The 24282-nt window shown below is 37.0% G+C and carries 26 protein-coding genes; 16 read left to right on the top strand and 10 right to left on the bottom strand.

What is annotated here, in order from left to right:
* Positions 1-109: 109 nt before the first annotated feature.
* Complete coding sequence (locus tag ACMAWV_RS09765; RefSeq protein WP_412469465.1) at positions 110-2056, top strand: sigma 54-interacting transcriptional regulator; 1947 nt, start codon at positions 110-112, stop codon at positions 2054-2056.
* A gap of 56 nt (positions 2057-2112) precedes the next feature.
* Here the strand turns inward: ACMAWV_RS09765 and ACMAWV_RS09760 are convergent, their stop codons facing one another.
* The 5 genes from ACMAWV_RS09760 to fsa form a co-directional block, all read right to left on the bottom strand.
* Positions 2113-3684 (bottom strand): intermembrane transport protein PqiB, encoded by a 1572-nt coding sequence (locus ACMAWV_RS09760; protein WP_412469466.1) that lies wholly within the window; start codon positions 3682-3684, stop codon positions 2113-2115.
* Positions 3677-4273, bottom strand: coding sequence for a paraquat-inducible protein A (locus ACMAWV_RS09755; protein ID WP_412462534.1), 597 nt, complete (start codon positions 4271-4273; stop codon positions 3677-3679). The genes ACMAWV_RS09760 and ACMAWV_RS09755 overlap by 8 nt, the downstream gene beginning before the upstream one ends.
* Positions 4260-4922 carry a paraquat-inducible protein A gene (locus tag ACMAWV_RS09750; protein ID WP_103217054.1) on the bottom strand — a complete coding sequence of 221 codons (663 nt, stop codon included), beginning with the start codon at positions 4920-4922 and terminating at the stop codon, positions 4260-4262. Before ACMAWV_RS09750 ends, ACMAWV_RS09755 begins: the two co-directional genes overlap by 14 nt.
* 58 nt (positions 4923-4980) lie before the next feature.
* Positions 4981-5877, bottom strand: a complete 897-nt coding sequence (locus ACMAWV_RS09745) for a matrixin family metalloprotease (protein WP_412469467.1) — start codon at positions 5875-5877, stop codon at positions 4981-4983.
* A gap of 178 nt (positions 5878-6055) precedes the next feature.
* Positions 6056-6700 (bottom strand): fructose-6-phosphate aldolase, encoded by a 645-nt coding sequence (gene fsa / locus ACMAWV_RS09740; protein WP_103217056.1) that lies wholly within the window; start codon positions 6698-6700, stop codon positions 6056-6058.
* A 113-nt stretch (positions 6701-6813) separates the two neighbouring features.
* On the opposite strand from fsa, the gene ACMAWV_RS09735 reads away from it, so the two are divergent.
* Positions 6814-7647 (top strand): hypothetical protein, encoded by an 834-nt coding sequence (locus ACMAWV_RS09735; protein WP_146037783.1) that lies wholly within the window; start codon positions 6814-6816, stop codon positions 7645-7647.
* A 4-nt stretch (positions 7648-7651) separates the two neighbouring features.
* On the opposite strand, the gene ACMAWV_RS09730 is transcribed toward ACMAWV_RS09735, so the two are convergent.
* On the bottom strand, positions 7652-8626 hold the full coding sequence (locus ACMAWV_RS09730; protein WP_158246805.1) for a tyrosine-type recombinase/integrase: 975 nt from the start codon (positions 8624-8626) through the stop codon (positions 7652-7654).
* Between the two features lie 133 nt (positions 8627-8759).
* Here ACMAWV_RS09730 and rnc point away from each other — a divergent pair, with 133 nt between their 5' ends.
* The 4 genes from rnc (at position 8760) to ACMAWV_RS09710 (ending at position 13388) form a co-directional block, all read left to right on the top strand.
* On the top strand, positions 8760-9614 hold the full coding sequence (rnc, locus tag ACMAWV_RS09725) for a ribonuclease III (protein WP_103217059.1): 855 nt from the start codon (positions 8760-8762) through the stop codon (positions 9612-9614).
* Between the two features lie 24 nt (positions 9615-9638).
* Positions 9639-10607, top strand: a complete 969-nt coding sequence (gene era, locus ACMAWV_RS09720; protein WP_103217060.1) for a GTPase Era — start codon at positions 9639-9641, stop codon at positions 10605-10607.
* A 28-nt stretch (positions 10608-10635) separates the two neighbouring features.
* Positions 10636-12450 carry a ribosome biogenesis GTPase Der gene (locus tag ACMAWV_RS09715; RefSeq protein WP_412469468.1) on the top strand — a complete coding sequence of 605 codons (1815 nt, stop codon included), beginning with the start codon at positions 10636-10638 and terminating at the stop codon, positions 12448-12450.
* 107 nt (positions 12451-12557) lie between these two features.
* Positions 12558-13388 carry an NAD(P)H-hydrate dehydratase gene (locus ACMAWV_RS09710; RefSeq protein WP_412469469.1) on the top strand — a complete coding sequence of 277 codons (831 nt, stop codon included), beginning with the start codon at positions 12558-12560 and terminating at the stop codon, positions 13386-13388.
* Here the strand turns inward: ACMAWV_RS09710 and ACMAWV_RS09705 are convergent.
* The 3 genes from ACMAWV_RS09705 to ACMAWV_RS09695 form a co-directional block, all read right to left on the bottom strand.
* A complete protein-coding gene (locus ACMAWV_RS09705) occupies positions 13378-13752 on the bottom strand; it encodes a DoxX family protein (protein ID WP_233189693.1) in 375 nt (124 codons plus the stop codon). The two genes, ACMAWV_RS09710 and ACMAWV_RS09705, sit on opposite strands and share 11 nt — an antisense overlap.
* A gap of 143 nt (positions 13753-13895) precedes the next feature.
* Complete coding sequence (locus tag ACMAWV_RS09700) at positions 13896-14663, bottom strand: hypothetical protein (protein WP_103217063.1); 768 nt, start codon at positions 14661-14663, stop codon at positions 13896-13898.
* Between the two features lie 15 nt (positions 14664-14678).
* Positions 14679-15158, bottom strand: a complete 480-nt coding sequence (locus tag ACMAWV_RS09695; RefSeq protein WP_103217064.1) for a hypothetical protein — start codon at positions 15156-15158, stop codon at positions 14679-14681.
* 121 nt (positions 15159-15279) lie between these two features.
* Here ACMAWV_RS09695 and ACMAWV_RS09690 point away from each other — a divergent pair, with 121 nt between their 5' ends.
* From ACMAWV_RS09690 to rplT, 9 genes are all read left to right on the top strand, one after another.
* Entirely contained in the window at positions 15280-15942 is a 663-nt protein-coding gene (locus tag ACMAWV_RS09690) for a YfgM family protein (RefSeq protein ID WP_103217065.1), read from the top strand.
* A 4-nt stretch (positions 15943-15946) separates the two neighbouring features.
* Complete coding sequence (locus tag ACMAWV_RS09685) at positions 15947-17068, top strand: PQQ-binding-like beta-propeller repeat protein (RefSeq protein WP_103217066.1); 1122 nt, start codon at positions 15947-15949, stop codon at positions 17066-17068.
* A 103-nt stretch (positions 17069-17171) separates the two neighbouring features.
* Positions 17172-18233, top strand: a complete 1062-nt coding sequence (locus ACMAWV_RS09680) for a guanosine monophosphate reductase (protein WP_392992136.1) — start codon at positions 17172-17174, stop codon at positions 18231-18233.
* Between the two features lie 32 nt (positions 18234-18265).
* Positions 18266-20050, top strand: coding sequence for a glycerol-3-phosphate acyltransferase (locus ACMAWV_RS09675; RefSeq protein ID WP_103217068.1), 1785 nt, complete (start codon positions 18266-18268; stop codon positions 20048-20050).
* A gap of 12 nt (positions 20051-20062) precedes the next feature.
* Positions 20063-20965 (top strand): cation diffusion facilitator family transporter, encoded by a 903-nt coding sequence (locus ACMAWV_RS09670; protein ID WP_392992134.1) that lies wholly within the window; start codon positions 20063-20065, stop codon positions 20963-20965.
* A gap of 3 nt (positions 20966-20968) precedes the next feature.
* Positions 20969-21382, top strand: coding sequence for a hypothetical protein (locus ACMAWV_RS09665; RefSeq protein WP_103217070.1), 414 nt, complete (start codon positions 20969-20971; stop codon positions 21380-21382).
* 116 nt (positions 21383-21498) lie between these two features.
* Positions 21499-22050 carry a translation initiation factor IF-3 gene (gene infC, locus ACMAWV_RS09660; RefSeq protein WP_103217071.1) on the top strand — a complete coding sequence of 184 codons (552 nt, stop codon included), beginning with the start codon at positions 21499-21501 and terminating at the stop codon, positions 22048-22050.
* Positions 22051-22248: 198 nt separating this feature from the next.
* A complete protein-coding gene (gene rpmI, locus ACMAWV_RS09655; RefSeq protein ID WP_021267185.1) occupies positions 22249-22446 on the top strand; it encodes a 50S ribosomal protein L35 in 198 nt (65 codons plus the stop codon).
* 138 nt (positions 22447-22584) lie between these two features.
* A complete protein-coding gene (gene rplT, locus ACMAWV_RS09650) occupies positions 22585-22929 on the top strand; it encodes a 50S ribosomal protein L20 (protein ID WP_103217072.1) in 345 nt (114 codons plus the stop codon).
* Positions 22930-23014: 85 nt separating this feature from the next.
* Here rplT and ACMAWV_RS09645 read toward each other — a convergent pair whose 3' ends face one another.
* Positions 23015-23434 (bottom strand): secondary thiamine-phosphate synthase enzyme YjbQ, encoded by a 420-nt coding sequence (locus ACMAWV_RS09645; protein ID WP_412469470.1) that lies wholly within the window; start codon positions 23432-23434, stop codon positions 23015-23017.
* 43 nt (positions 23435-23477) lie between these two features.
* Here ACMAWV_RS09645 and cdaA point away from each other — a divergent pair, with 43 nt between their 5' ends.
* A complete protein-coding gene (gene cdaA, locus ACMAWV_RS09640) occupies positions 23478-24281 on the top strand; it encodes a diadenylate cyclase CdaA (RefSeq protein ID WP_103217074.1) in 804 nt (267 codons plus the stop codon).
* Position 24282: the final 1 nt, after the last annotated feature.

Genomic DNA, 24282 nt, shown 5'->3' with positions numbered 1-24282 from the left:
AATGCGGCCAATCATATAGATTTTATAGCCAATAATTTTGGGCAACAGCCTAAAGTTTTAACCAAATTTTACCGATTAATAACTGTATAGCATTAATGAGGGGATTATCATGCTCGCCAGTTTTTCAGAATTTAAGTTCTTTCAGTCTTTCAGAATACCTGTAGAGGAAGCAGATAACCTACGTTTTCTTATTCAAAAAGAAGATGAAGTAGGACATCTAGAATATATCGATGATGCAAAGCTTGTTGATATTTCAATAACAGGTTTTGGCTTTAAAACTCATGAGAGAATATCTGTAGGAACGGAGCTTGAAGTTTCTTTGCAATTTAAGAAAAAGCATCTTGATCTTACGGGGCGAGTTGTTCGCGCTTTCTCGAATGTATTAGAAGACGAAGAAATTATCTACGGTGTTGAGTTGGATGTTGAAAAGGGAATTAATAAATTCCTCGAAAGCTATATCATGAGCTTCTCTTCAGAAAGACTTAAAGACTGTTTAATTCAATCAGCACTAAAAGAGCGCTATACAGATCCTAATGAAGGATTTGAAATGTTCTCTCTTTTACTTTCTCTATTTAAAGACATCACTCACTTTGGTGACAAAGAAGGGTTTCTTGATACTATGCTTGAAGAAGTTATCCGCATCTTAAATGCACAACGCTCTTCAATCTTTCTAATTAATCCAGATACAAATGAGCTTGAGGCCATTGCAGCGTTAGGGCTTGATAAGACTGGTTTAAAGTTTGATTACCGTCTAGGTGTTGCTGGATCTGTTTTTACAACAGGTGTTGCGCTAAATATTTGTACGGAAAGTGATGAATCACGTTTTAATAATGCTTTTGATGAGCAAAATGGATTTACGACAAAGTCGATTATCTGTTATCCAATTCATAACCGCGAAGACAAAATTATTGGTGTCATTGAAGTAATTAATAAACGTAACGAAGACCGTTTTACAATTGAAGATGAAAAAACAATGAAGGTTCTTGCCCTTGTTTTCTCTTCAGTATTTCATAGCTTCAATCCGATTTCGAATAATTCTAAAATTCGTAGGTTCTCAGCTCCGTATGATCGTCAGTATGCAATTATTGGAAACACAGCTGGTGTTAAGTCGATGAGAAATTCAATCTCAAAACTTAAAGATCTAGATAGTCCTGTATTAATCACTGGAGAGAAAGGTGTTGGTAAAAATCTTTATGCAACTGTTTTACACTTTGAAGGTAAGCGCGGTCTGCATGAAGTTAATACAGTAAATTGTAAATTACAAGATATGCAAAAATTAGAGGCCCAGCTATTTGGTCCTGATGAAGAGAAATGCGTTTTTTCAAAGACTCAAGGTGGAACAGTAGTTCTTAACCACATTGAGAATCTATCTTACGAATGGCAAGAGAGACTTTTTGAAGTTATTTCAAATAGAGGAACTCCTGGTGGTATCGTAAGTATTGATTGTCGAATTATGGCGACTTCTATTAAGGATTTAGGAATACTAACAGATGAAGGTTTATTTCACCGTGATCTTTTTGAATTCTTATCACAAGCGCAAATTAATATTGACCCACTAAGACGTCGTGAAGATGATATTGAAATGCTTGTTGAGTATTTCTTAAAAGTTGAGTGCAAGAGACAAGGCCTACTTCTTAAGAGTTTTTCTAAGAAGGTTATGGAACAGATTCTTCAGTACGACTGGCCAGGAAATGTTTACGAGCTAAAAAAATGTATTGAGAGAGCTGTGCTATATCATCCGAAATCACATATTATCTCTGATATTGAAATCAATGATGGTGTATCACCTTTAGTTGATATCTCAATGAAGCAAAAACAGTTTGGTCAAATTGATCACGTAACGGATTTTACTTTACCTCTAAAAGATCGTCTTGCACTAGTTGAGCGTGAGATGATTCTTAATGAGATTAAGAGAAATTTTGGTAACAAATCTAAGGCCGCAAAAGAGATGGGAATTTCAAGAGAGGCACTTCGTAAGAAGCTAATTTTCTCTCAGGAAGTACTTGATGCTCTTGAGAGTCCAGCAGAAATTACGAAAGAAAAGAAAGTTGCTTAAACTTAGTAATAGTAGAAATAAAAAGGCCTCGCAATGCGAGGCTTTTTTATTATAATTTATAGTTCAATAATAGGTTTCCATTCAAGCCAATCTTTATCGGCTTTTTTATGAATTCTAAAATAATCTTTTTTACGCTGTGAAAACTTCTCTGGGGTTGCAAACTCAACTCCACCCGATAAAAGCGTTTCTAGTGATTGTGTGCTGATCTTTGCGCCTGAAAATAATCCGAATTCAACATCAACTCCACTTACATTCCAAAACTTTGTCTCTTCTTTCAAAAGTCTGTGGTATGGAGAATTCACAAAGATGTCTGCGATAACATTCTTAGCGCGTGTATTAAGTCTTACGTCTGTAATAACTCCCACTTGAATGCCACGATAATAAACACCTTGGCCTTTTGCTAGAGAGTTTCGACGATCACTATAAAGGCTGAGTCTTTGTCCATATTTATTATGAACTTCTTTGAGTGGAGCTTGTTTCAAGGCCTTAAATCTATCAGTTTCTTTACTCTTTCTATATCTTGAGCGACTGATATCAACAGCTATATAATTTCCTGTAAGTGCATCTAGTGACTCAATCCCACTAAGAGAAATTTTTGGTTTAACTTCCCAAAACTGTGCACCTTTAACTACAACTTTTTCAAACTCTTTCTTTATATTGGCCTGTACTGTTAGTGTTGATTTATTACGATCAACTTTTGAGCCTGTCACATAACCAATAATGATATTTCTAAATTTAATAGGTGTTTTAATCTTTGAAACAGCACTTCCCAGTGGGAACTCTATTGAAATTTCTTTACCTGGAATTGTTTCTTCGTACGATGAGTAGAGCTTATAGCTCTTTTCGAAGTTTTCTTTTAAGATTGTTTCATCATCACTTTCAAAATTAACAAATGAAATTCCTCCTCTTACAAGAGAAGCTAAAGATTCAGTTCTAACTTTTACTCCAGCAAGTGAAGCATCAACACTTATTCCGCTAACATTGTAAAACCTAGATGTTGAGTGAATAAGATTTTGGTAACGATCTTCAATGAAAACAGTAATATCAACACCATCTCTTTCCATATCCAGATCATAGCCTGTTACTTCACCAACTTGAATCTTGTTATAGTAAATAGGTGAACCTATTGAGATAGGGCCAAGTTTGTCGGCGTTTAGCTTGATATAGATACCATCTTTTCTAAGACTTCTTGGTGTTTCATTTAGGGCATCAAATTTTCTAATGAACTTGCCTTTAGCTGGATGCATGTTGATAAATTTACCACTAATAATTGTGCTTAAGCCTGAGATACCTGAAAGATTAACAGTTGGGCTTACTAGCCAGAACTTTGTATCCTTTGAAAGATACTCACGCATGCGTGGATTCATCTCAACATGAACGGCAACACTTGTAAGGTTTTCATTTAGTTCCGTATCTTTTACACGTCCTACAATTGTTCCTTTATAGATAATTGTCGTTTTACCTGGAATGATCCCATCAGCATTTCTGAAGTTGATTGTGATATATGAGCCACGGGCCATTAAGTTTGTATACAAAAGCCAGATTCCAATAGAAACCGCAGCAACAGGAAAAAACCATATTGGATTTATTCCTTTTTTGTTAACAACTTGAGGTTTTGCATTACTCATATCTTTCCTTATCATCCCAGATTAATCTAGTGTCCACTTCGTTTGAGGCCAGGATGGTTAGTATTACAACTGCTGTAAAGTAGAGCACTGCGGGCTCTGCCTTTATTTGAGAAATGAATTCAACATTAACAAGAATAACGAGTAGGGCGATGACAAAGATATCAAGCATAGACCATTTTCCAACGATATGAACAACTCGATATAACTTTGTTAACTTCTTCTTTTTTCTCTCATCTAAAGTATTTATATTATCAATGATATACCAAAGTGAAATGATTTTAAATATTGGGACAATTATACTTGCCGCAAAAACAATCATGGCAATGGGATACATTTTTAAATTGATTAAGTTTATGACACCACCAAGAATTGTTCTTGGTGTACCTCTGTTAAATGTAAGAACGGTCATCATGGGAAGTAGATTCGCTGGTATATAAAGCGCGATGGCCGCAATTAAATAGGCTTTACAACGTGAGATTCCTTCGTAGTTTCGAAGCTCAATCTTTGCTCCACATCGTGTACATGTAAGAATAGAATTTACTTTCTGACACTTCGGGCACAGGGCCTTTTGATGATCAATTCCTCTCATAAAGCCTCTTCCATAATTCATCAAAATGAGTAACCGATTGAAGTAGAATGTTATTAACCATGAGGAGGATTAAGCTCAGAGTCCCAATTGTGAGCTCAACATCTGAGCGGTCGACCATTTTGGATACGGTAACAATAATCCCCATAAAGTAAACATCAACCATAGACCACTCATGTGAAGGTGCAAGGTACTTCAAAAGAGGCCTACCAATATTTCGATTAATAAATTTGTTTTTAAAAATTATTGATAAATATACAAGCAGTCTAAAGAGTGGAATAAGGATAGCGAAGAGAACCACGGAGATTGCTATTGGCCAATAAGCTTTAGTGGCAAATGCGAAGACTGACTGATAAGTCGATGTTTCTAAATTACTACCTGCCATATGAATTTTTAATACTGGTAAAAAGAATGCCGGATAAAATAAGAGAAGGCCTGAGATTGTAAGAACTCTTACCATGCGAATCGTGCTATCTCCGCGGTAAAGAGTGTAGCCACAACAGTGACAAACGGCCTTTTGTCTCGGGGCGATTAATTCAAATTCATAAAGCTCATCACAGTCAGGACAGAGGATTAATTTTGAATTATCCTTTAGCGTTTCCTCATCAATTGGAAGAGACGTTTTGTCTGTGTCGTCTAGAATTATGGCCATACTAATATTAGGCCATAAATTACTGATATTTTTAAGAGAGCAAACCTTGCACTATGGACTAAAAGGCCTTGTGAGAATCAATTAACTTACCATCGAGGTAGTGTTGGCATGAGCCATCTGTGCGAAGTTCAATATAGCCATGAATAAGCTTTGGCGGCTCATCCGATTCTTCATTACCTGACTCATCTAAGCTGGCATCTGTACTTCCTAGTGCTGCAGCGCGGACACCTGCAGTCATGGCCGTGGCATTATCATAGAGGTTTTCGATGGTTTTAGAGTCGTAGAAGCTTAGAGTTCTCTTCTTTTCACCACCACCAAGTTGTGGATACATAATTGATTCAACAGATTTTGAATTAGTATGTTTTAATCCAATAAGGTGACCTAGCTCGTGTAGGATGACTGAAGGCATGTCGTAAAACGAATTGGCCGTTTCTGTATTATCGAAAGTAAACCAGTAGTCACGAAGATTAACGATAATATCACCGTGAACCATTCGAAGGTAATCACCTTTGTGTTCAGCAAAGTATGAAGTAATGGCCAGAACGCCATAGCCAACTTCTGGGTACCAATCCTTGGTGATATAGATTCCGACTTCGCCGTCATAGAAGTCGTTTAGATTTGAAGAAGGTGTTCGCGAAGCCGCTTGCCCGTGGCCAAGAACAAAGTAGTCTCTCTTTGAGTCTGCATCATTCCATGCCTTTTGCATCTCTTCCATTAGATCGTACTCTAGGTAATCGCCATCATCTTCGGCCGCTAGAGGCAGACTATCTGATCCACCATCCAGCTCATTTATAATATTGAAGTCATTGTGAACTTTTACAGTTAAAGGCAGGGCAGAGGCATTCCAACGAAGGGGTAATGCTGCTAGGGATGGGCCTTTTTCTGGCTCAGCAACACACGAGATTGTAGCGGTACAAAAACACGCTAATAGAAAAGTTGATTTTAAAAAATTCATCCCAAACCTTTACCAAAATTAAAAGAGCGAAACGCTCGGATATGTGCTGGTAAGCACTATTTTAATAGATATCGGTCTGTGGGAATTTAAATTTAGAAAAAATAAAGAAACGGGGAGCATAACTCCCCGTAATCACAAATATTATTTATAGATATTCTTTAGATGTGATAACTGCTGATTATTTCTGTGACTTCGCGTGATCGGCCAGAAATTGTGCCAGTCCTTTTTCAGTCAGTGGGTGAGCGAAAAGTGACTTGATTACACCAAATGGCATTGTTGCGACGTCTGCACCTACCATTGAGCAGTGCTTAACGTGATCAGCGTGGCGAACTGAAGCAGCTAGTACTTCTGTTTCAAATCCATAGATATCATACATATGGCGAATTTCTTGGATTAGAGTCATTCCATCTGCACCGATATCATCTAGTCTTCCGATGAATGGAGAAATATAAGTTGCACCATTTTTAGCTGCTAGTAATGCTTGGTTTGAGCTAAAGCATAGAGTTACGTTTGTTTTGATTCCGTTCTCGCTGAACCATTTACATGCAGCAATTCCATCTTCAGTTAGGGGAAGTTTGATGACGATATTGCTGTGAATTTTAGCAAGCTCGCTTCCTTCCTTAATCATACCTTCTTTGTCAGTTGCAATAACTTCAGCTGAAATAGGCCCGTCGATAATTTCACAAATATCTTTGATAACATCAACTTGTGAGCGTCCTGTTTTAGCAATGATTGATGGGTTAGTTGTTACACCATCAATGATGCCCCATTTTGCTGCTTCTTTGATTTCGTTAATATCACCTGTATCGATAAAAAATTGCATTCTTTGCTCCTAAGGGAAATATAAAAATTAACTAGTGAAATTTATCATGGGCAGGGGTAATGGACAAGTTTTCTGCCTCTTTTAGTAAAGACGTTTTGCGCTATAATGAACATATGAGATTAATACTTCTAGTATTTTCATTGATTATTGCCCAAGCTCAGGTCGTGGCCAACGCTGATGGTTTTATCATCAAAAAAGATGATGTTCGCAATAAGAATATAAAAAAGGACTATAACGCCTACGAAAATTATATTAACGATCATGGCTTTGATACTTTCTATGATCCAAGTGTTGATTATTCAAAATTTTCAGGACGTGTGACAGATAAGGATCCATCTTCAACAGTTTTTAAAATTCAGGTCGAGTCTCGAAATGTTAAATTTCTAAAACCATCTGATACAGTCTTTTTTAATGTTGCAAGAAATATGGATAATGATCGCTGTAAAGGACATGTGCGCTCTAGTGAAGATAAGTATATAACAATCTATGCTAAAGACCTTGAAGACTGTTGGGGTGAAAATTCGTCTTTAAGAAGAGGTACAATTCTTGTTTTTGAAAGCAAGATGCTCTCGGCCCGAATCAAGGAAGCATCACGCTATCGCTTGTCTCTACTTGCTAAGAAGAGAGATTTTACATTTCAGTTGAATGACGTGAATAAATTTGTCTGGGGATTTTCTCAAAAGCAAGTTGAAGTAGCGGCCGATTATGATAAGCAAATTCTTGAGCTTCAAAGAAAGAAAGACGAGGCCTTAAATTTACTACTTTCAAAAAAGAACGATCAAGTTCGTCTGCAGGCTGAACTCATTTATAAATTGGATAAACTTGATCAAGACCTTAACTTTTACCGCGTTGAAAAAGATGAGCTCTATACTGATCGCTGGCATCTTGATAAGGATGCAGGCCTGCCTGTTTATGACAGACCAGTTCCAATTAAAAACTCTTATTAATATTTTAGATTAATTTATCTTCATTCATTGCCAATTCAATAAATTGGTCGTTGTAGAAGTGCTTATCCATATGTTCTTTATATGGCCTTAGAGAATATGCTGGCGAAACTCCTAACCATTCCTTCATTGTTGTCTCATTAACTCCATTATGAAGCCAAGTGAAAATACAAGACTGACGAAGTGATTTAGGTGTTATTTGAATCATCAGTTGGCTGCGCCACTCTTCGAATAAGAGCTCCATTCCACGTGCGGAAAGCCCTCCTGAGAGGATTTTGTGTGCATTGGCATTAAAGAGTAAGTGAGGGAAGTTATGTCCCTGCTCTTTTTTAACTTTCTCTAAGAGCTCAACATATTCATAAAATAGTCGTCCAAATATAGCTGGAAAAGTAACTGTATAAGGATCACGCTTTTCATGGGTGATAACCGCTTTTATTTCATCTCTAAAAGAGAAACTAGAAACTTTAATTTTTGAAAGCTCGCTTACTTTAAGACCACCAAGGTAGATGGCACTAAAGATAATCCCATTTCGCTTGGCCTTTAGTTTTTCTAGGTCATTCTTGGCCGTACGCTGATCATTTAAGATTGTATGCCACAAGCTTTTAATGTGGGAGAATGTCGCAGGTCTGGGAATATCTAAAAACTTTGGTGAAGTTGGAATCTTTCTAACAGGATTCGCGTTAAAAATACCTTCTTCAACTAAGTGATCAAAAAAAATTCTTAGTGCCTGTACTCGACGGCGACGAGAGTTATCTGAGTTGTACTTGGCCTCTAGAAATTTACCGTATTCAAGAATCTCAAGGATTGAGTATTGTTCAATACTGGTTTGCTTTGCACTTTCTGTAACATATTGGTTAAAACAGGCCAAGTCTGTTCGATAATTCTTAATTGTGTTTAGGCTTCGGCCCTTGGCCTCTATCTTCTTGAAGAAGGCTTTTTGCCACTTTTCTAACTTGTTTTTATTGGCTGTAGTGATTTCCATATCCATCCTTAAACTACGTATATTACTGAATATATTAACGAACCTGTTATTATTTCACAAGAAGAAGCTTAGGCTTGCTTTTGGTGGGATAAAGCATTATAAATGGCCTTAACAATTTAATATTAGGTGATTTATGCTCGAGACGACCTCACTCGCCCCGCAAGGGAAGAGTAATCCATTTGCCCATGCATTTTATGTGCACACGATTGCAAATTTTAAGCAATCTGGTGACGCTAATGCTACTGGTGCATCTGAGCAAAATCACAAATTCTTAATCGATACATTCCTTAAATATTCAAATATTGAAGAGAAGCTTCTAGCTACTTTCAATTTAAATTTTACAGACAGCGCACTTCTTATGCGTGCTTTTACGCATAGTTCATATGCTCACGAGGCCAAAGTAAAAGTGAAAAGCTATGAAAGACTTGAGTTCTATGGTGACTCAGTTTTAGGTGCTTTTGTTACTAAGAACCTCTTTTTAAATTTCGAAAATATGAATGAGGGGCAACTCTCTAAGCTTCGTAGTGCTCTTGTTAATGAGGAGAGTCTAAGTGCTCTTTCGAACTTTCTTGGTCTATCAAATTTTCTGATTGTTGGAAAAGGTGAGCTAGATGAGGAAGTGAATAGTGGGATTCTTTGTGATCTTTTTGAATCTCTACTGGGAGCTATCGCAATTGATCAAGGTGTTGATCGTGCCGATCAGTATTTAAATACATTACTATCAATGTATGAAAAAGAAGTTGGTGAGAAGTTTTTTTGTGAAAAGAAGCTTTTGGACTTTGATCCTAAGACAAAGCTTCAAGAAGAAACACTAGCGCGTTTTAAATGTTTACCAGAGTATCGCGCCACGAAGATTGAGCAAGAATTTAAAATTGAGCTCTATGTAAATGAGCAATATATCTGTGAGTTAATCTCTCATAGCAAGAAGAATGGAACAAAAGAAATTGCAAAAAAATGCTTAAAAGATAATTTATTAGATCGACTTTAATAGGTTTAATTTGACGGAGAAATTATGTTATTAGAAAATCAACACCCAGACAACAAATCACTTATGGCAGCAATCGTTGGAGCTCCAAACGTAGGAAAAAGTTCACTTGTAAACTACTTACTAGGAATGGATTTATCAATTGTAACAAGCAAGCCTCAAACAACTCGTAATAAATTTCACGCAGTATTTACAGTTGATCATACTGAAGTTGTTTTAGTAGACACTCCAGGTCTACATAAAGCAAGTCAAGAACTTAACAAAAGAATTAATCAACAAGCAGTAGAAGGTGTTGATGGTGTTGATGTAAACCTTCTTCTAATTGATTTAACAAAGGATATCCTTGGCCAAATTAAAGACTTTAAAGAATATATTGGTGGTAAAGAGTTATCAAAAACTTGGTTAGTATTCACGAAATCTGATCGTGTTGAAAATGCTGAAGCTCTTCCTCTTGATAAAGTTTTTGAACAAGCAAAAGAAGTTATTCCAGCACTTGAGAAGTTTTTCTGCATTTCAACTAAGTCAGGGGATAATGTTCACTTACTAACAGCTGCTCTTTGTGATAACGCACAACCAGGGTCACACCTTTACTTAGATGGTGCAATTTCAAATAAGTCACAAAGATTCTTCGCAACAGAATATATCCGTGAGCAAGCTTTTGAATTATTAAAAGATGAGCTTCCATATGAGATGGCCGTAGTAATTGATGAGTACAAAGACTTTAAAGATAAGACAGGGGAATTTGCTGCTCACATTTCGGCTTCAATTCTAGTTAACCGTCCTTCTCAACGTGCAATCGTTGTTGGATCTAAAGGTACAATGATTAAAGAGATCGGTATGCGTGCTCGTAAGAAAATTGCTGCAATGACTGACGGGACAGTTCACTTAAACCTACACGTTAAAGTTTCTCCAAAATGGTTTAAGAATAACTTCGTACTTGAAGAGCTTGGTCTTCCAAGAGCAACAAACTCTGCACGTGTTTGGAAGAAAAAATAATTTAATTTTAAGAAAATAGGACTTTAATATGCAAAAACGATCAATGATCATTTCATTAATTGGGCGACCGAATGTTGGAAAGAGTTCCGTATTCAACCGATTAATGAAGAAACAATTTAAGGCCATTACGCATGATATGCCAGGTGTTACTCGTGATCGTCACTATGGAATTACAACTTTTAGTGATGCCGATGAGGATCGCCCATTAGATGCTATTCTTGTTGATACTGGAGGGTTTTACCCAACACAAGTTGATGAACAAGGTAAGAATGAGCAAGAGATTAATGCTAATAAATTCTTTAATATCATGACGGATCACGCACATCAGGCAATCGAGGAATCAGATCTGGTTCTTTTTGTTGTTGATGTTAGAGAAGGCGTACTTCCATTTGATAAAACGATTGCTAATTTCATTAGAAAACAAAAAAAGAAAATGTGGCTTATCGTTAATAAGTTTGATTCAAGCGCTCAAGATGGTGATGAGTATGCTTTCTATGAGCTTGGTGTAAATAATGACGAAATGTTTGTCACTTCTGCGGCCCATGGCCTTGGAATGGAGAACCTTCGTGAGAATATTCACCGTGAAATGATGGCATTTTCTGAATCTAATAATGTAATGAATGTTTCAGCACTTCAACGTGGTGTTACTCCACGTGAAAACGTTGTTGCCAAACTCGCTCTTATTGGTGCTCCTAATGCTGGTAAATCAACTCTTTTAAATCAGCTTCTTGGAAGTGAGCGTGCGCTTGTTTCTGATATTGCTGGAACAACAGTTGATCCAATTGATGGCTACTTTGATCTTTTCCTTGGGGAAGATGCAAGGAAGCTTGATGAAGCAAAGGCATTCTTTAAAAACGATAACCTTCTACGTTCTCAGTATGAAGATTTTAAAAAGAACAATCCTGATCTTTATAATGAGCTGATTTCATCATATGACCTTGAAGAAGAGATTGAGACTGAGCTTGACGAGTTCGAACTTGAAGGGCTTGAAGATGTTATGCTTGAGCAAGAAGAAGAACTTGATGAAACTTCTGCGACTCGTATGGAAGCACAAGTTTTCGGTGATGATGTTGAAGCTGAATCTTCTGAAGAGGCAAGTGAAGACGTAGTCGAAGCGTTATCTGAAGCAGAGGATGAAGGTAGCCACTGGCGATCAATCCACATCGTGGATACTGCGGGAATTAGAAAGCAAAAGAAGATTGATGACTTTGTTGAGTCTCAGTCTGTATATCGCTCCCTAAGAAGTATTGCAGATAGTGATGTGTGTATCTATATGATTGATGCTGTAAAAGGTGTTTCACACCAAGACAAGCGTCTTCTAGATATCGCAATCGAAAAAGGTGCTTCTGTAATTGTATGTCTTAATAAAGTTGATCTTATGGGAGATACTTTCAAGGATCAAGAAGCACGTAAAGAGTGGCTTTTAAATATTCGCGATAAAATGCCATGGCTTAATTACTGCGATATTATTCCTATATCGGCTAAACACAAAAGAGGACTTAAGCGTCTTAAAAAGATTCTTGCAAAGACAATCTTCATTAGAAGACAGTCAATTGCAACTGGTGCTCTAAACCGTTTTGTTTTTGAGTTAATTGAAAGACACCCAATTATTCTTAAAGGTTCACGTGGTAAGAGATTCCGTGTTAAGTACGCATCTCAAATTAAGGCAGATCCACCAACTTTCTTATTCTACACGAATAAGTCTAAGGGGATTCCTGAGAACTATCGTCGTTATCTTAAGAATGGTCTACGTGGAGCTTTCCCACTTGATAACACACCAATTCACCTGATCTTTAGAACAGGGACGGATTTACAAAACCGCATGAAAAAAGTTTCAAAATAAAACCAAGGCCCTCGATTGAGGGCCTTTTTCATTTAATAAATTCTTAATTATTCTCTAGATTTGACTTTACTCGCAATTACTCGAACGGCTTGCCGATAAGTAAAGGTATGAGTAGTGATTTTCCTTTCTCCCTATTTAGAAAACTTCCTGTAATGAATTCTAGCGCTAATAAGTATAGCTTTGGCCATGTTGTCATTATTGGTGGAAATCTAGGCTATGCTGGTGCTGCCAGGCTTGCTGCTGAAGGGGCGCTTCGTTCAGGTGCCGGGATGGTCAGTGTTTTAACACGAAAAGCAAGTGTATCAGGTATCATTTCAGCTCGACCAGAAATCATGGTACGTGGAATTGATGCTAATGATAGAGGACTAGCTCATGCTAGCGCAATTTTGGAAAAGGCATCGTGTGTTGTTCTTGGCCCTGGTCTTGGGCGAGATGAATGGGGTAAATTTATGTGGGATCATTTTTGTCATCTTAATCTAAAAAAAGTTGTTGATGCGGATGCTCTTTGGTTCTTATCTCAGGCACAAAGTACTATGAAGCTTGTTAATTCTATTATTACTCCTCATGAAGGAGAGGCAGCAAGACTACTTAATGTACCGAGAGAAGAAATTTCAAAGCATAGACTTTCAAGTGTAAAAAAAATAATGAAGTTTTCAAATGTATGTGTACTAAAAGGTCATGATTCCTTAGTCTCCTCACAAAATGAAGTATATGTTAATAAAACAGGAAATCCCGTTTTAGCAATGGCCGGAACAGGGGATATCTTGGCCGGCATAATAGGCAGCTTTATAGCGCAGGGACTTAGTCTTGAAGAAGCAGCTTGTCTTGGTGTCTGGGTACATGGCCGTGCTGCCGATATATTATATGAAAGTGAAGAAGGAATAAGGGGAAGTGTGGCCAGTGACCTCTTCCCCTATATTAGAAAAGTTATGCTTTGACTGAGTACTTCCCACCGTTTGAAAAGAAAATAGCGATATACGCTACTGCATAAAGTAGTGCTTTTTCTTTTGAAGCAAATGGATCATTTCCATGTATTACAAAAGCAGCAACTAACATTGTTACAGCAGAAATAGCTGCAAACCAACGAGTTTTGATACCAACGATAATGAAGGCCTGGCAGAAAACTTCTGCAAAAACTGTTGCTGTAAGTGAAAATGGAATCCCCAGTCCAATTGGGTCAGGGAATTTTGTTAGTAGTGTTGTGAAGTTAGCAAGCTTGCCCCAGCCATGTGCTAAAAGCATCATTAGTGCTGTTGAAACTCTAAGTACAAGCCAACCTAAGTCTGAGTTCAATCTGTTCATTTAACTGTCCTTGTTATGCATTATTTTGTGTTCTATTTTTTATCAACTCGCTAAAGCTCGTTGAGATTAATGTTGCTACGTCATTGCAGACCACTGCGCACGCACCGCTCAAAATGATTATTAATCATTTTGCAGCGGATGCGCTACCAATTCCAAACATATCCAACCATCAGCGTGAATGCAAAACCAGTCAGATCACTCACGCCTGGACCACCCTTCGTTGCTGGGGCATATTTGATTGTACGTACATCTTGAAGAGCAACTGAGTGAACAAGTGCTTCAACATTTACGTATGATTCTTTTATTTTAATTGGGAATTCAAGTCCTCCACCAAGAGCGATACCGACCCCTCCGTAAGAGTCTTCAACTTCACCGTCTTGATTTGAGATTTTTTCCTGCTCATACCAATATTCAAATCGAGCTGTTAAGTAAGGATTTGAATAAGTGATGGCGGTTCCTAAATTTGATGTATCAATATAATAGCGGTAACCAAAATAAAATCTAAGCATTGAGATATCAACAGAAGTTGGAAATTGCTGGATCCCCTGAGTTGGATACGTCAGTGTAATATTGTGTTTTGAATAAGCAAAACCTATATTCCAGGCCGATTGAAAATCAGAAAAATATTGGATTGTTAAACCAAAAGTAGGAGGTAGGTCTTCATATAACATTCCACGGTTTCCTGTCCAAGTTGTAAAACCGATTGCCATTGAGAAAGAGAAGAAGCGCCCGTACTTATAATAGCGTTCGTCTTCATAAATTTGAGATTCTTCAAGGTCTTCATTGAAATCAGAGAAGATATCTCCACCAATATTTAGGTCATCATCAGCACCGACCATTCCCTCTTGGGCAAGAGATAGGCCTTGCAGGCAAAAAAGTGTGATGAAGAAAATAATTTTATTTTTAAACATTAAATTGTCCGTATTTTATAGGTAGAAGTGAAAACCTGCTGTGATAAAGTGTTCACCCATTGTTGTCACTTCAAACTCGTCGATATTCTCAAAGCGAATACCAAATTCTGCACTAAGGCCAATGCTATCCACTCCCTGAAACGAAAACTCTGTTCCAAAGCCTAGGTCTCCTTGAAAACCTGAATCTGAATCTTGTCCCGGTGTTTTGTTATTCAAGAGAACAGCTGCACCAACAGCATAGAAAGTTAAGTATGGTTCATCAAAGATATTGCGGTAGAGGCGCACACCACCGTGCCAGCCACCATTTTCCGCCGTATTTACACCAAAAATCGCGCCATATGCGAACGTTGTACTGCGTTGAACTTTAATCGACAACGATGGGATATCATTGTTAACTGTATTAGAGAAACCAATCCCCAGACGTCCAACACGCTCTAGAGCGAAAGTGTTTAGTGAGATAATAAAAGCTGCTATTACTAGTGAAATCCTTTTCATGGTGCGTAATTTTCCTTTTTCCTAATTATGAGTAAATATATTTTAACAATACTCATGTATTTTTGACAACTTTCAATGTTCTTTATTAAAATGATAAAAATTTTTAACCAGAGGGTAATGGATGACAACACAGGTAGCGCCAAATGAAGGCCTTAATTCTGAATTAAATTCAACTGAGCTTGGAGCGTTTATCGCTCAAAACAAAGCTTTATTTCTAGGACTGATTCTATTAGTTGTAGCTGCTATTGGTGGATACGGAATCTTTTCTTACACAAAAGCACAAACAAATGAAAAGGCCGCAACTGCTTTTTATCAATTTGAGCAAGGGTCATTAAAGAAATATCAAGAAGGTGGACTTGATGCGAGTGCAATGAGTGCAGAACTTGGGCTGCTTCTAAATGACTTTGCAGGTACTTCGGCTTCTTTCGCAACTAGCTTACTTGCTGTTGATTACCTTACAAATAAAGGTGAAAACAAGATTGCATTTGAAGTTCTTACGAAGATGCAGCCGGTAAACTCTCTTCAGTCTTACTTTGTAAACTTAAGAAAAGCCGTAGTTCAAGAAGACTTAAATGATATTGATGGTGCAATTGCTTCATTAACTGAACTTAAGAATAATGAAAATAACCTAACAATGGGACGTGTAGAGTTAGACTTAGGACGTATGTACTTTCTTAAAAATGATATGGCACAGGCCAAAGCTCATTTTGAAAAAGTTCTTACATTAACTACTCAAAACGTCTACAAATCACTAGCGAAGAGCTATTTAGCAAAAATTAAGTAATTCTATGATAAAAATTCTAACGGCCACAGCAGTGGCCATTCTTCTTACTTCTTGTTCAACACTAAATGGTGTTAAGACTAAAATTTCTGCTGATAAGTTAGAAAAAAAGCCGCTAACACTTGCTTGGGCAAAGAATTTAGAGCCAAGATATGAAAGTGGAAATCTTCCAATTTCATTAGCATCTCCCTTAATCCATGATGGACAGTTATTTGCAGCTGATGGCCGTGGCCACTTTAATGCATATAATGTTGAATCAGGTAGACTCCTTTGGACTTTAAATATTAAAGGACAAATGACAAGTGCACCTATTGTTTACGAGAATCTTTTGATTTTTGGAGACAATACAGGCCGTGTTTATGCTTACGATCTAAACAAAGGTGAGTTGGCATACGAGTTTGACTTAGACGCAGGTGTTGACTCAACTCCAATTGTTCATAACGGAAGACTCTTTATCCATACAAGAAATCATAAGCTATTTAATATTGATGCCTATACTGGGAGAGTCATTTGGTCTTATAAAAGATCTGTTCCTTACTACTCAACAGTACAAAGAACATCGACTGCTTTAATTTCTGGTAACAAGGTTTATGCAGGCTTTGCTGACGGCTACTTCATTTGTTTCTCACTAGAAGAAGGACAAGTTCTTTGGGAAAGACGTATGAGTACTGGACAGAAATTTGTTGATGTCGATATGAGGCCAACAATCTTTAATTCCAAAATTATTGTAGGATCTGTTGACGATAAAATGGAAGTTATTGATCAGAAATCTGGGGTTCTTTTTAAGAAGCTAGGTTTTCAGTCTAATCGTAAAGGCGTTCTGATTGATGGTGGAAAGCTTGCTGCTTTCGGTAGTGTTAATGGTGAAGTCGTTTATATCGATTCAACTTTTAATGAAGTTAAAAGAGTTAAGGTTGATGATGTTGCAATCTCTTCTCTAGCTGCTTGGAAAGATGGACTTGTTGTAACGACAGTTGGAAAAACTGTATACTATATCGATTCTCGTGGGCAAATTTCTCAACGATTTGATCTAGGATCTGCTTATTCAGCAGTATTTGGAAATATGACACAGGACGAAGATTTTATCGCATTTATTTCATCGCGATTTCGTCTGTACACCTTCAAATAAATCCAAGACATAAACTCTAAAAATTACCTTGTGCGTGTTATTTCGACAATGTTATTATTTGCTCGTTATAACACACACAAGTTTCTAATTTCAGGGGAGAGTAATGGATTTAACATTCAAATCAAATGGTATTCTAAGTCGTGGTAAAGGTCTTACTTTTGACGATGTTTTATTAGTTCCGAGATATTCTGAAATCTCTTCTCGAAGACATACTGATTTAAAAACAAAAATTACTAAGAATCATACTATTGATATTCCAATTATTGCGGCCAATATGGACACAATTACTGGGCCAGAGATGGCCATGGAAATTGCTCGTCTTGGTGGTGTTGGAATTCTTCATCGCTTTATGTCACCTGAACAACAAGTTGAGGATGTAAAAGCGATCCAAAAATATTTTAAGGAACACTCGATTACTCTACCTATTGCTGCTTCTGTTGGTGTTAAGGAAGAGGGGATGAAAAGAGCTGATCTTTTAGCTGCACTTGGTGTTGAAATTCTTACCGTTGATATCGCTCATGGTGACTCTATTATGATGATGGAGGTTCTTGAGTATATTAAAAAGAACTATCCTCAAATTGACGTTATCGCTGGTAACGTTGCGACTCCAGATGGTGTTAAACGCATGATTGATAAGGGTGCAGATGCTGTAAAGGTTGGTATTGGACCAGGAAGTATGTGTACAACAAGAATCATCACAGGACATGGTGTTCCTCAGTTAACAGCTGTTGCAATGTGTGTTGCTGAAGCCCAAAAAGCGGGAATACCTGTTATTGCCGATGGTGGACTTAAGAACTCAGGTGACATGGTAAAGGCCCTTTGCGCTGGAGCTAGCTCATGTATGGCCGGATCTCTCTTATCTGGTGCACTTGAAACTCCAGGTGAAGTTAAGGGTGGTATGAAAGAATATCGTGGGATGGCGTCTAAGGCCGCTCAAGTTTCATGGCGTGGAGAGCTTCCTAAAGGCATGGCCGCAGAAGGTGTTGATACAATGATTCCTTGTAAGGGACCAGTTGAAAATATTATCAATGAATTAACTGGTGGTATTCGATCTGGAATGACTTACCTAGGTGTTGATAAACTTGCAAACATGAGTGAAGCAGCACTATTTATGGAAATGTCTTCATCTGGTATGGCCGAAAGTAAACCACACGGTAAACACTAATAAATTTTAAAAAGACGATAAGGTCATCGATTATGGAAAATACTATTCTTGACGATTTATTAAGTTATCCAAAACTTATTAAAAGAATTGAAGAAAGTGATAACCCTGAACAAACTAAGAAGAAGGTTGTTGCTAACTTTAATGAAATGCGAGCAGATTATTCTCCATCTTACCTAAAGTCGATGGCCAAGTTTTTCGATGCAACTCTTCCTCGTTTATACGATGGGGTGAGTTTCAATGAAAATGGAACCGACCTTAAGGCACTCTTAGAAGAGGCCAGTGTTGTTCTGGTTCCCAATCACCAATCTCACGCTGACTACATTGCTATCAATTATAAATTCTTTAAAGAATATAAACGAATGCTCTATGTTGCTGGTGGTGATAACTTAAATATTTTCCCAATTGGAAAGATTTTTAGGAAGTCAGGTTGCTTCTTCATTAGAAGAAGTTTCCAAAACGACATTCTCTACAAGTTCACAATGGAAGCGTATCTCTTTGCCTTGTTAAAGCGTAAGGAGCCCATCGAATTCTTCTTTGAAGGTGGAAGAACAAGATCTGGAAAACTTAGACCTCCAAAGTATGGGCTATATCAAATGCTACTTGAGGCCCACTCGCATCTTCCAGATGCGAAAGAAAAAGGCCTTGCCTTCGTTCCTGTAAGTATCGCACACGAATATGTACCGGAGCAAAAAGCATTAGCTAAAGAGATGATGGGTGGCAAGAAAGTTAAGGAATCAACAGGGCAACTTTTTGGTCTTTTTAAACTTATGGCCTATCAGTTTGGAAAAATTCATATCTCTCTTGGAAAACCACAATATGCACATAAACTTGATGATGAGCATGAAAACAAAGTTAACGTGAGAGAGCTTGCTTTCAAGTGTTTCAGAAGTGTTGGTGACCAAATGGTAATCACACCAACGAATCTCTTGGTTTTAATCTTACTTGATGAGCCAAGTGGTGCCTTAAAGTGGAATGATATTATTTTAAAAGCACAAGCTATTTTAGAATATTGTAAGCGTTATGATATTCCTTTTACGGAAGGTCTAAAGGCAAATAAATTAGAAGATTCTATAGGTCGCGCTATGGATATTCTTATTGGTAATAATAAAGTTGATGTTATTGGACAAAGTGAAGGAACATCTCTTTTTTATGCGATTAAAAAGAATTGTCGCGGCGAACTTTTATTCTTTAAAAATACGATTGTTCATCATTTCATCATTCCTTGGACGATTTCACTAGCGTGGTTTAATGTCTTCAGCGGCGAAATTGATAATGTTGATGATCTTAAAGCATTCTTTGTTAAACAACGAGATATGCTTAAGATGGAATTCTATCTTCCAACTGTCAAAGAATACTATGCAAAGACATTACGCATTTTAAGTAACGCCGTTGGCAGAGATATTACTAATCTTCAAGATGCCATCGAATTCACAAATAAAGACCTATATGAAGTTGCTTCAAAGCTTAGCCTTTTTGCTCGAAGCCTAACTTATATTAACGAAGCTTATTTTGTATCAGCACTAACACTTGAGAGTTTTCAAAAAGATGGTGTGGATCACTTTAAGTCGGCAGACTATATGAAGCGTTTTGTTGAAGTATTTAAGGCCGAGATTCAAAGTCAGCGCATTATCCGCTTTGCGGAAAGTCAGAATGTTGAGCTTATGAAAACTGCTCTGACTTATTTTGAGCAAATTGGTGTTCTTGGTTACGAAGATAATTCTTATGTAATTGCTGATAGAACAAAACTTGATGATTTTATTGAATCAACAGAAAAGACATTGAAAGACCAACTAAAATTAAATTTTAAAGTTGTCTAAATAGGAGATCTTTTGCATTTAGAGCTATCTAAGAGAGAAAAAGAAATAAAGAAGGTTTTAATTATTACTTTCTTTTTAAATTTAATTGTCGCTCTAATTAAGATTCTTGCTGGAATCGAGTTTAATTTTATATCTCTACGTTCTTCAGGTATTGAATCTATCTTTGATGGAACTTCAAATCTCCTAGGCATCGTGACTATAGCACTTGCTTCAAAACCACGAGATCGCAGACATAATTATGGCCACCATAAATTTGAAAATATTGGGGCATTAATCATTGCTTTCATGCTTTTTGGCTCTGCAATTAAATTAGGGCTTGATTACCATGATCTTATTCTTGGTACACAAACTAAGTACGGACAATTCGGACTTGTTCCTGTTTTATCAATTCTTATTTCAATGGCAATGAGTTTTGGAGTTTCGACCTACGAAGGTAGAAAAGGGCGTGAGCTTAATTCTCAAATATTAACTGCAGATAGTAATCACACCTTTGGCGATATGATTATCAGCTTTGGTGTTCTCATATCAATTATTGCTGCATATTTTAAAATTTACATTATTGACTATATTGTCGGTGGATTGATTATTTTATATTTGATTTACCTTGGTATTCAAATAACTTTAGAAAATTTAAATGACCTTTTAGATGTAGCTCCTATATTAAAAGATAAGTACATTTCTTCACTTGAGGATATTAAATATGTTCGAGATATTCACAATTTTCGAGCACGTGGAAATTCTACGTGGATGCAAATTGATTTTCACTTGTTACTCGAACCTGACTTATCGCTGAGTCAGGCCCATGATATAGCTCACACAGTAGAAGATCGACTTAGGTTGATGCTAAAGGATTATTGTCGCGATATCGATATACTGATCCACATGGAGCCAGATGATGAAGGTCATAAGGATTAGAAGATGAGAAATAAAATAAACAAGAGAAAAGTTGGAAATATTAGACTTGCAATCGGTCCGTGGGAAGAAGATTTTACGAAATTATTTTCATCTGCTGCAAAGCTGATGGCACTAATTGTTCATGGACAGCTGATTCATTTCAAAAGTGACGAGATCTTTGTTTTTGCTGATAAAGAGCTTAAAAACTTTCGTGTTGGTGTTCCAATGATAGGTAATCTTAAAGATAAATACCTAGAAAGCTTTGATCTTCACTCTGGTGAAGTTGAGAGTACTGAGTTTGGTATCGAAAAACTAAAGGAATTCGAAAGAATTAAGAATTTATATACTGATCTTTGCTTATCTGAAGAGTATTTTATAAGAATTACGTCTCACGGCGGGCAATATCTGTCATTTTATGAGAAATATCTCATTCAATAATGTATACTGTGGGTATATTTTTTGTTATGTTTGCAATCCTAATAGCTAGATATTAGAATTGAAATTATTGAAAATAACTAATTCGCTAATAATTGGTTTATTTCCGGAGGTGATTTATTAGCAACAATTTTAAAGGTGGAAGGGTTAAAAAAGAAAGAGGCCCAAGAATTAACGAGCAAATTAGAATTTCTGAATGTCGATTAATGAGTGATGAAGAGCAGTACGGAGTTGTATCAATTGATAGAGCACGTGAGATTGCGGAAGAACTTGGTGTCGACTTAATTGAGATTGCTCCAACAGCTAAACCACCAGTTGTAAAGCTAATGGACTACGGAAAGTATAAATATGCTCTTCAAAAGAAAGCTGCAGAAGCTAAGAAGAAGCAGGCCAAGGTTCAGCTAAAAGAAATTCAACTTCGTCCAAATATTGAAGCACACGATCTTGAGACTAAACTTAAGAGAGCCTATAAGTTCTTAGAGGGTGGTGACAAGGTTAAATTTGTTATGCAATTTAGAGGTCGTGAAATGGCCTATAAGGACATGGGAAAAGAGAAATTTGAAGCGATTCTTAATGGTGTATGCGAAGAAGCTGATGGAGTTATTGAGTCTCCAATTAAGATGATGGGTAATAGAATTATCACAATCGTCGCTCCAGGAAAGAAAAAATAATAATTCTTTTATAAGTGCCTGATATTACTTCAGGCACATTCCATTTATTCTGTCTAAGTACCCGATATTTTTTCACTTATTTTAAATAATCCTTTGCATTAATAGCTTGAAGCTGTTAAAAATATGCACTTATAGTTTTGTTGTATTTTGTTGAATTCTCAACTTGCTTTCGAGTGAGTAAAATTCAAGGAGTAAAAAATGCCAAAAATGAAGACTAGAAGAGCTGTTGCTAAAAGATTTAAGCCAGTAGGTAACGGTAAGTTCAAAAGAAAAAGAGCTAACCTAAGACACATTCTTGAAAAGAAGCCAACTGATGCGAAGAAGAGAGCAGGTAAAACTGACTACGTACACGCTTCAGATGTTGCTCGTGTAAAGAGATGTCTACCTTACGCTTAATTAGCGCAAGCGATTCAAAAAAAAGATTGAGTTGGTCGAAACTTTAAATCGACAAAATTGTTTTTTTAACCTGATTTTTGGGAAAGAACGAAAGAACCATTAGCTTGGTCCCCAAACGTCAAAAAAATGGAGTAAATTATGTCTAGAGTTAGAAGAGGTTTTAAAGCAAGAGCGAGAAGAAATAAAGTCTTAAAACTAGCAAAAGGGTTTCACTTTTCTAGAAGACAAAAGTACTATCACGCTTCTGAAACAGTAAAAAGAGCATTACACTACAGATACATCGGTAGAAGACTTCTTAAAAGAGATATGAGAAGACTTTGGATCGTACGTATTTCTGCAGCTGCTAAGCTTCTTGGTACTTCTTATTCAAAGTTCATGGGACAGCTTAAGAAGAACAATGTTGAAATCAACAGAAAGATGCTTGCTGAAATCGCTGCAAGAGATTTCGACGGATTCAAAGCAATCTACGAATCAACAAAATAATTCATTAAACTATTTGATTTAATAAAACACAAACAAAACTATATAGTGCTTGGGCCTCATTTTTGAGGCCTTTGTCTTTTTGCGCTTACCCTGCAATAAATTTAACTTTCACTTTCCTCGTATGAGGAGCATCTCTGAATTCACAAAGATAAATTCCAGACCATCGGCCAATATCAAGTTCACCATTTTCAATAATCATCGTAAGGGAAGTTTGCATAAGAATTGACTTCATGTGAGAAGGTGAGTCATCAGGCCCTTCAGCTGTATGAGTGATAAAAGAGAGGCTTCTTGGGGCCAGATGTTTGAGGAAGTTTTCCATATCAACTTTTGCACTTGGGTCAAAAGCCTCGTTTATACATAGCGCAGCACTGGTGTGTTGTATTTGACACACTAGGATACCATCTTCATCACTAGGGTTGAGTTCTTCTAAGCATTGTCGCATCTGGGCCGTTATGTCGTAAAAGCCTTCACCTGATGTGTTTACTATCTGCGTTTTTATAGGCATCATTAAACTCCTAACATTTTAAATATTTAGCAGTTTATATATTATGACATTATTTTCAACGCTTCTAAAGCAATTAAGCATTAAAGATTTTTTCGACATGGGCATTGTCGCCCTGATGATCTATCAGGTTCTAAAGATCGTAAAAGGGACAAGGGCCATTCAGGTATTACTTGGTATGGTTTTTCTCGCTATCCTCTATACTCTTGGGATTAAGTACAATCTCTACACGGTAAATTGGATCCTTGAGCACTTCTTTGATTATATCTTCATTATTTTCATCGTTATCTTTCAAGACCAGCTTCGTGCTGCTCTTGCAACAGTTGGTACGGGAAGAAAGATGTTTAACTTCTTTGATCGCTCTCCTGTTAACTATGACATCGAAGAGGTAATTAAGAGTGTAACGGCCCTTTCTAAAGAGAGAACAGGTGCTCTTCTTGTCATTGAAAGAAAAAACGGTCTACAAAACTATATCGATACTGGAACAATTATCGATGCAACGATTCATTCAGACTTAATCTATTCTATCTTCCAAACAATTTCGCCTCTTCATGATGGTGCCATTATTTTAAGAGATGGAAAACTTCTGGCCGCAGGTTGTTTCTTGCCATTATCTAAGAATATTGAAATTGATCGCCACTTCGGAACTCGCCACCGTGCAGCTCTTGGTGTTTCAGAAGTATCAGATGCCATTGTTATAATTGTAAGTGAAGAAACCGGAAAGATTAAACTGTGTATTAATGGCCAGTTCTTCTATTCTCATAACGAGAATGAGCTACGTATGATGCTTAAGAAGGCGTGGGCAGGCAAGAGACTTGATCTACAATCTCAAATCGTAGGGCAGGTATAAG

It is taken from the genome of Halobacteriovorax sp. RT-1-1, assembly GCF_047085455.1.
GTDB lineage: Bacteria > Bdellovibrionota > Bacteriovoracia > Bacteriovoracales > Bacteriovoracaceae > Halobacteriovorax_A.
This window is presented reverse-complemented; position numbering and strand designations above follow the sequence as displayed.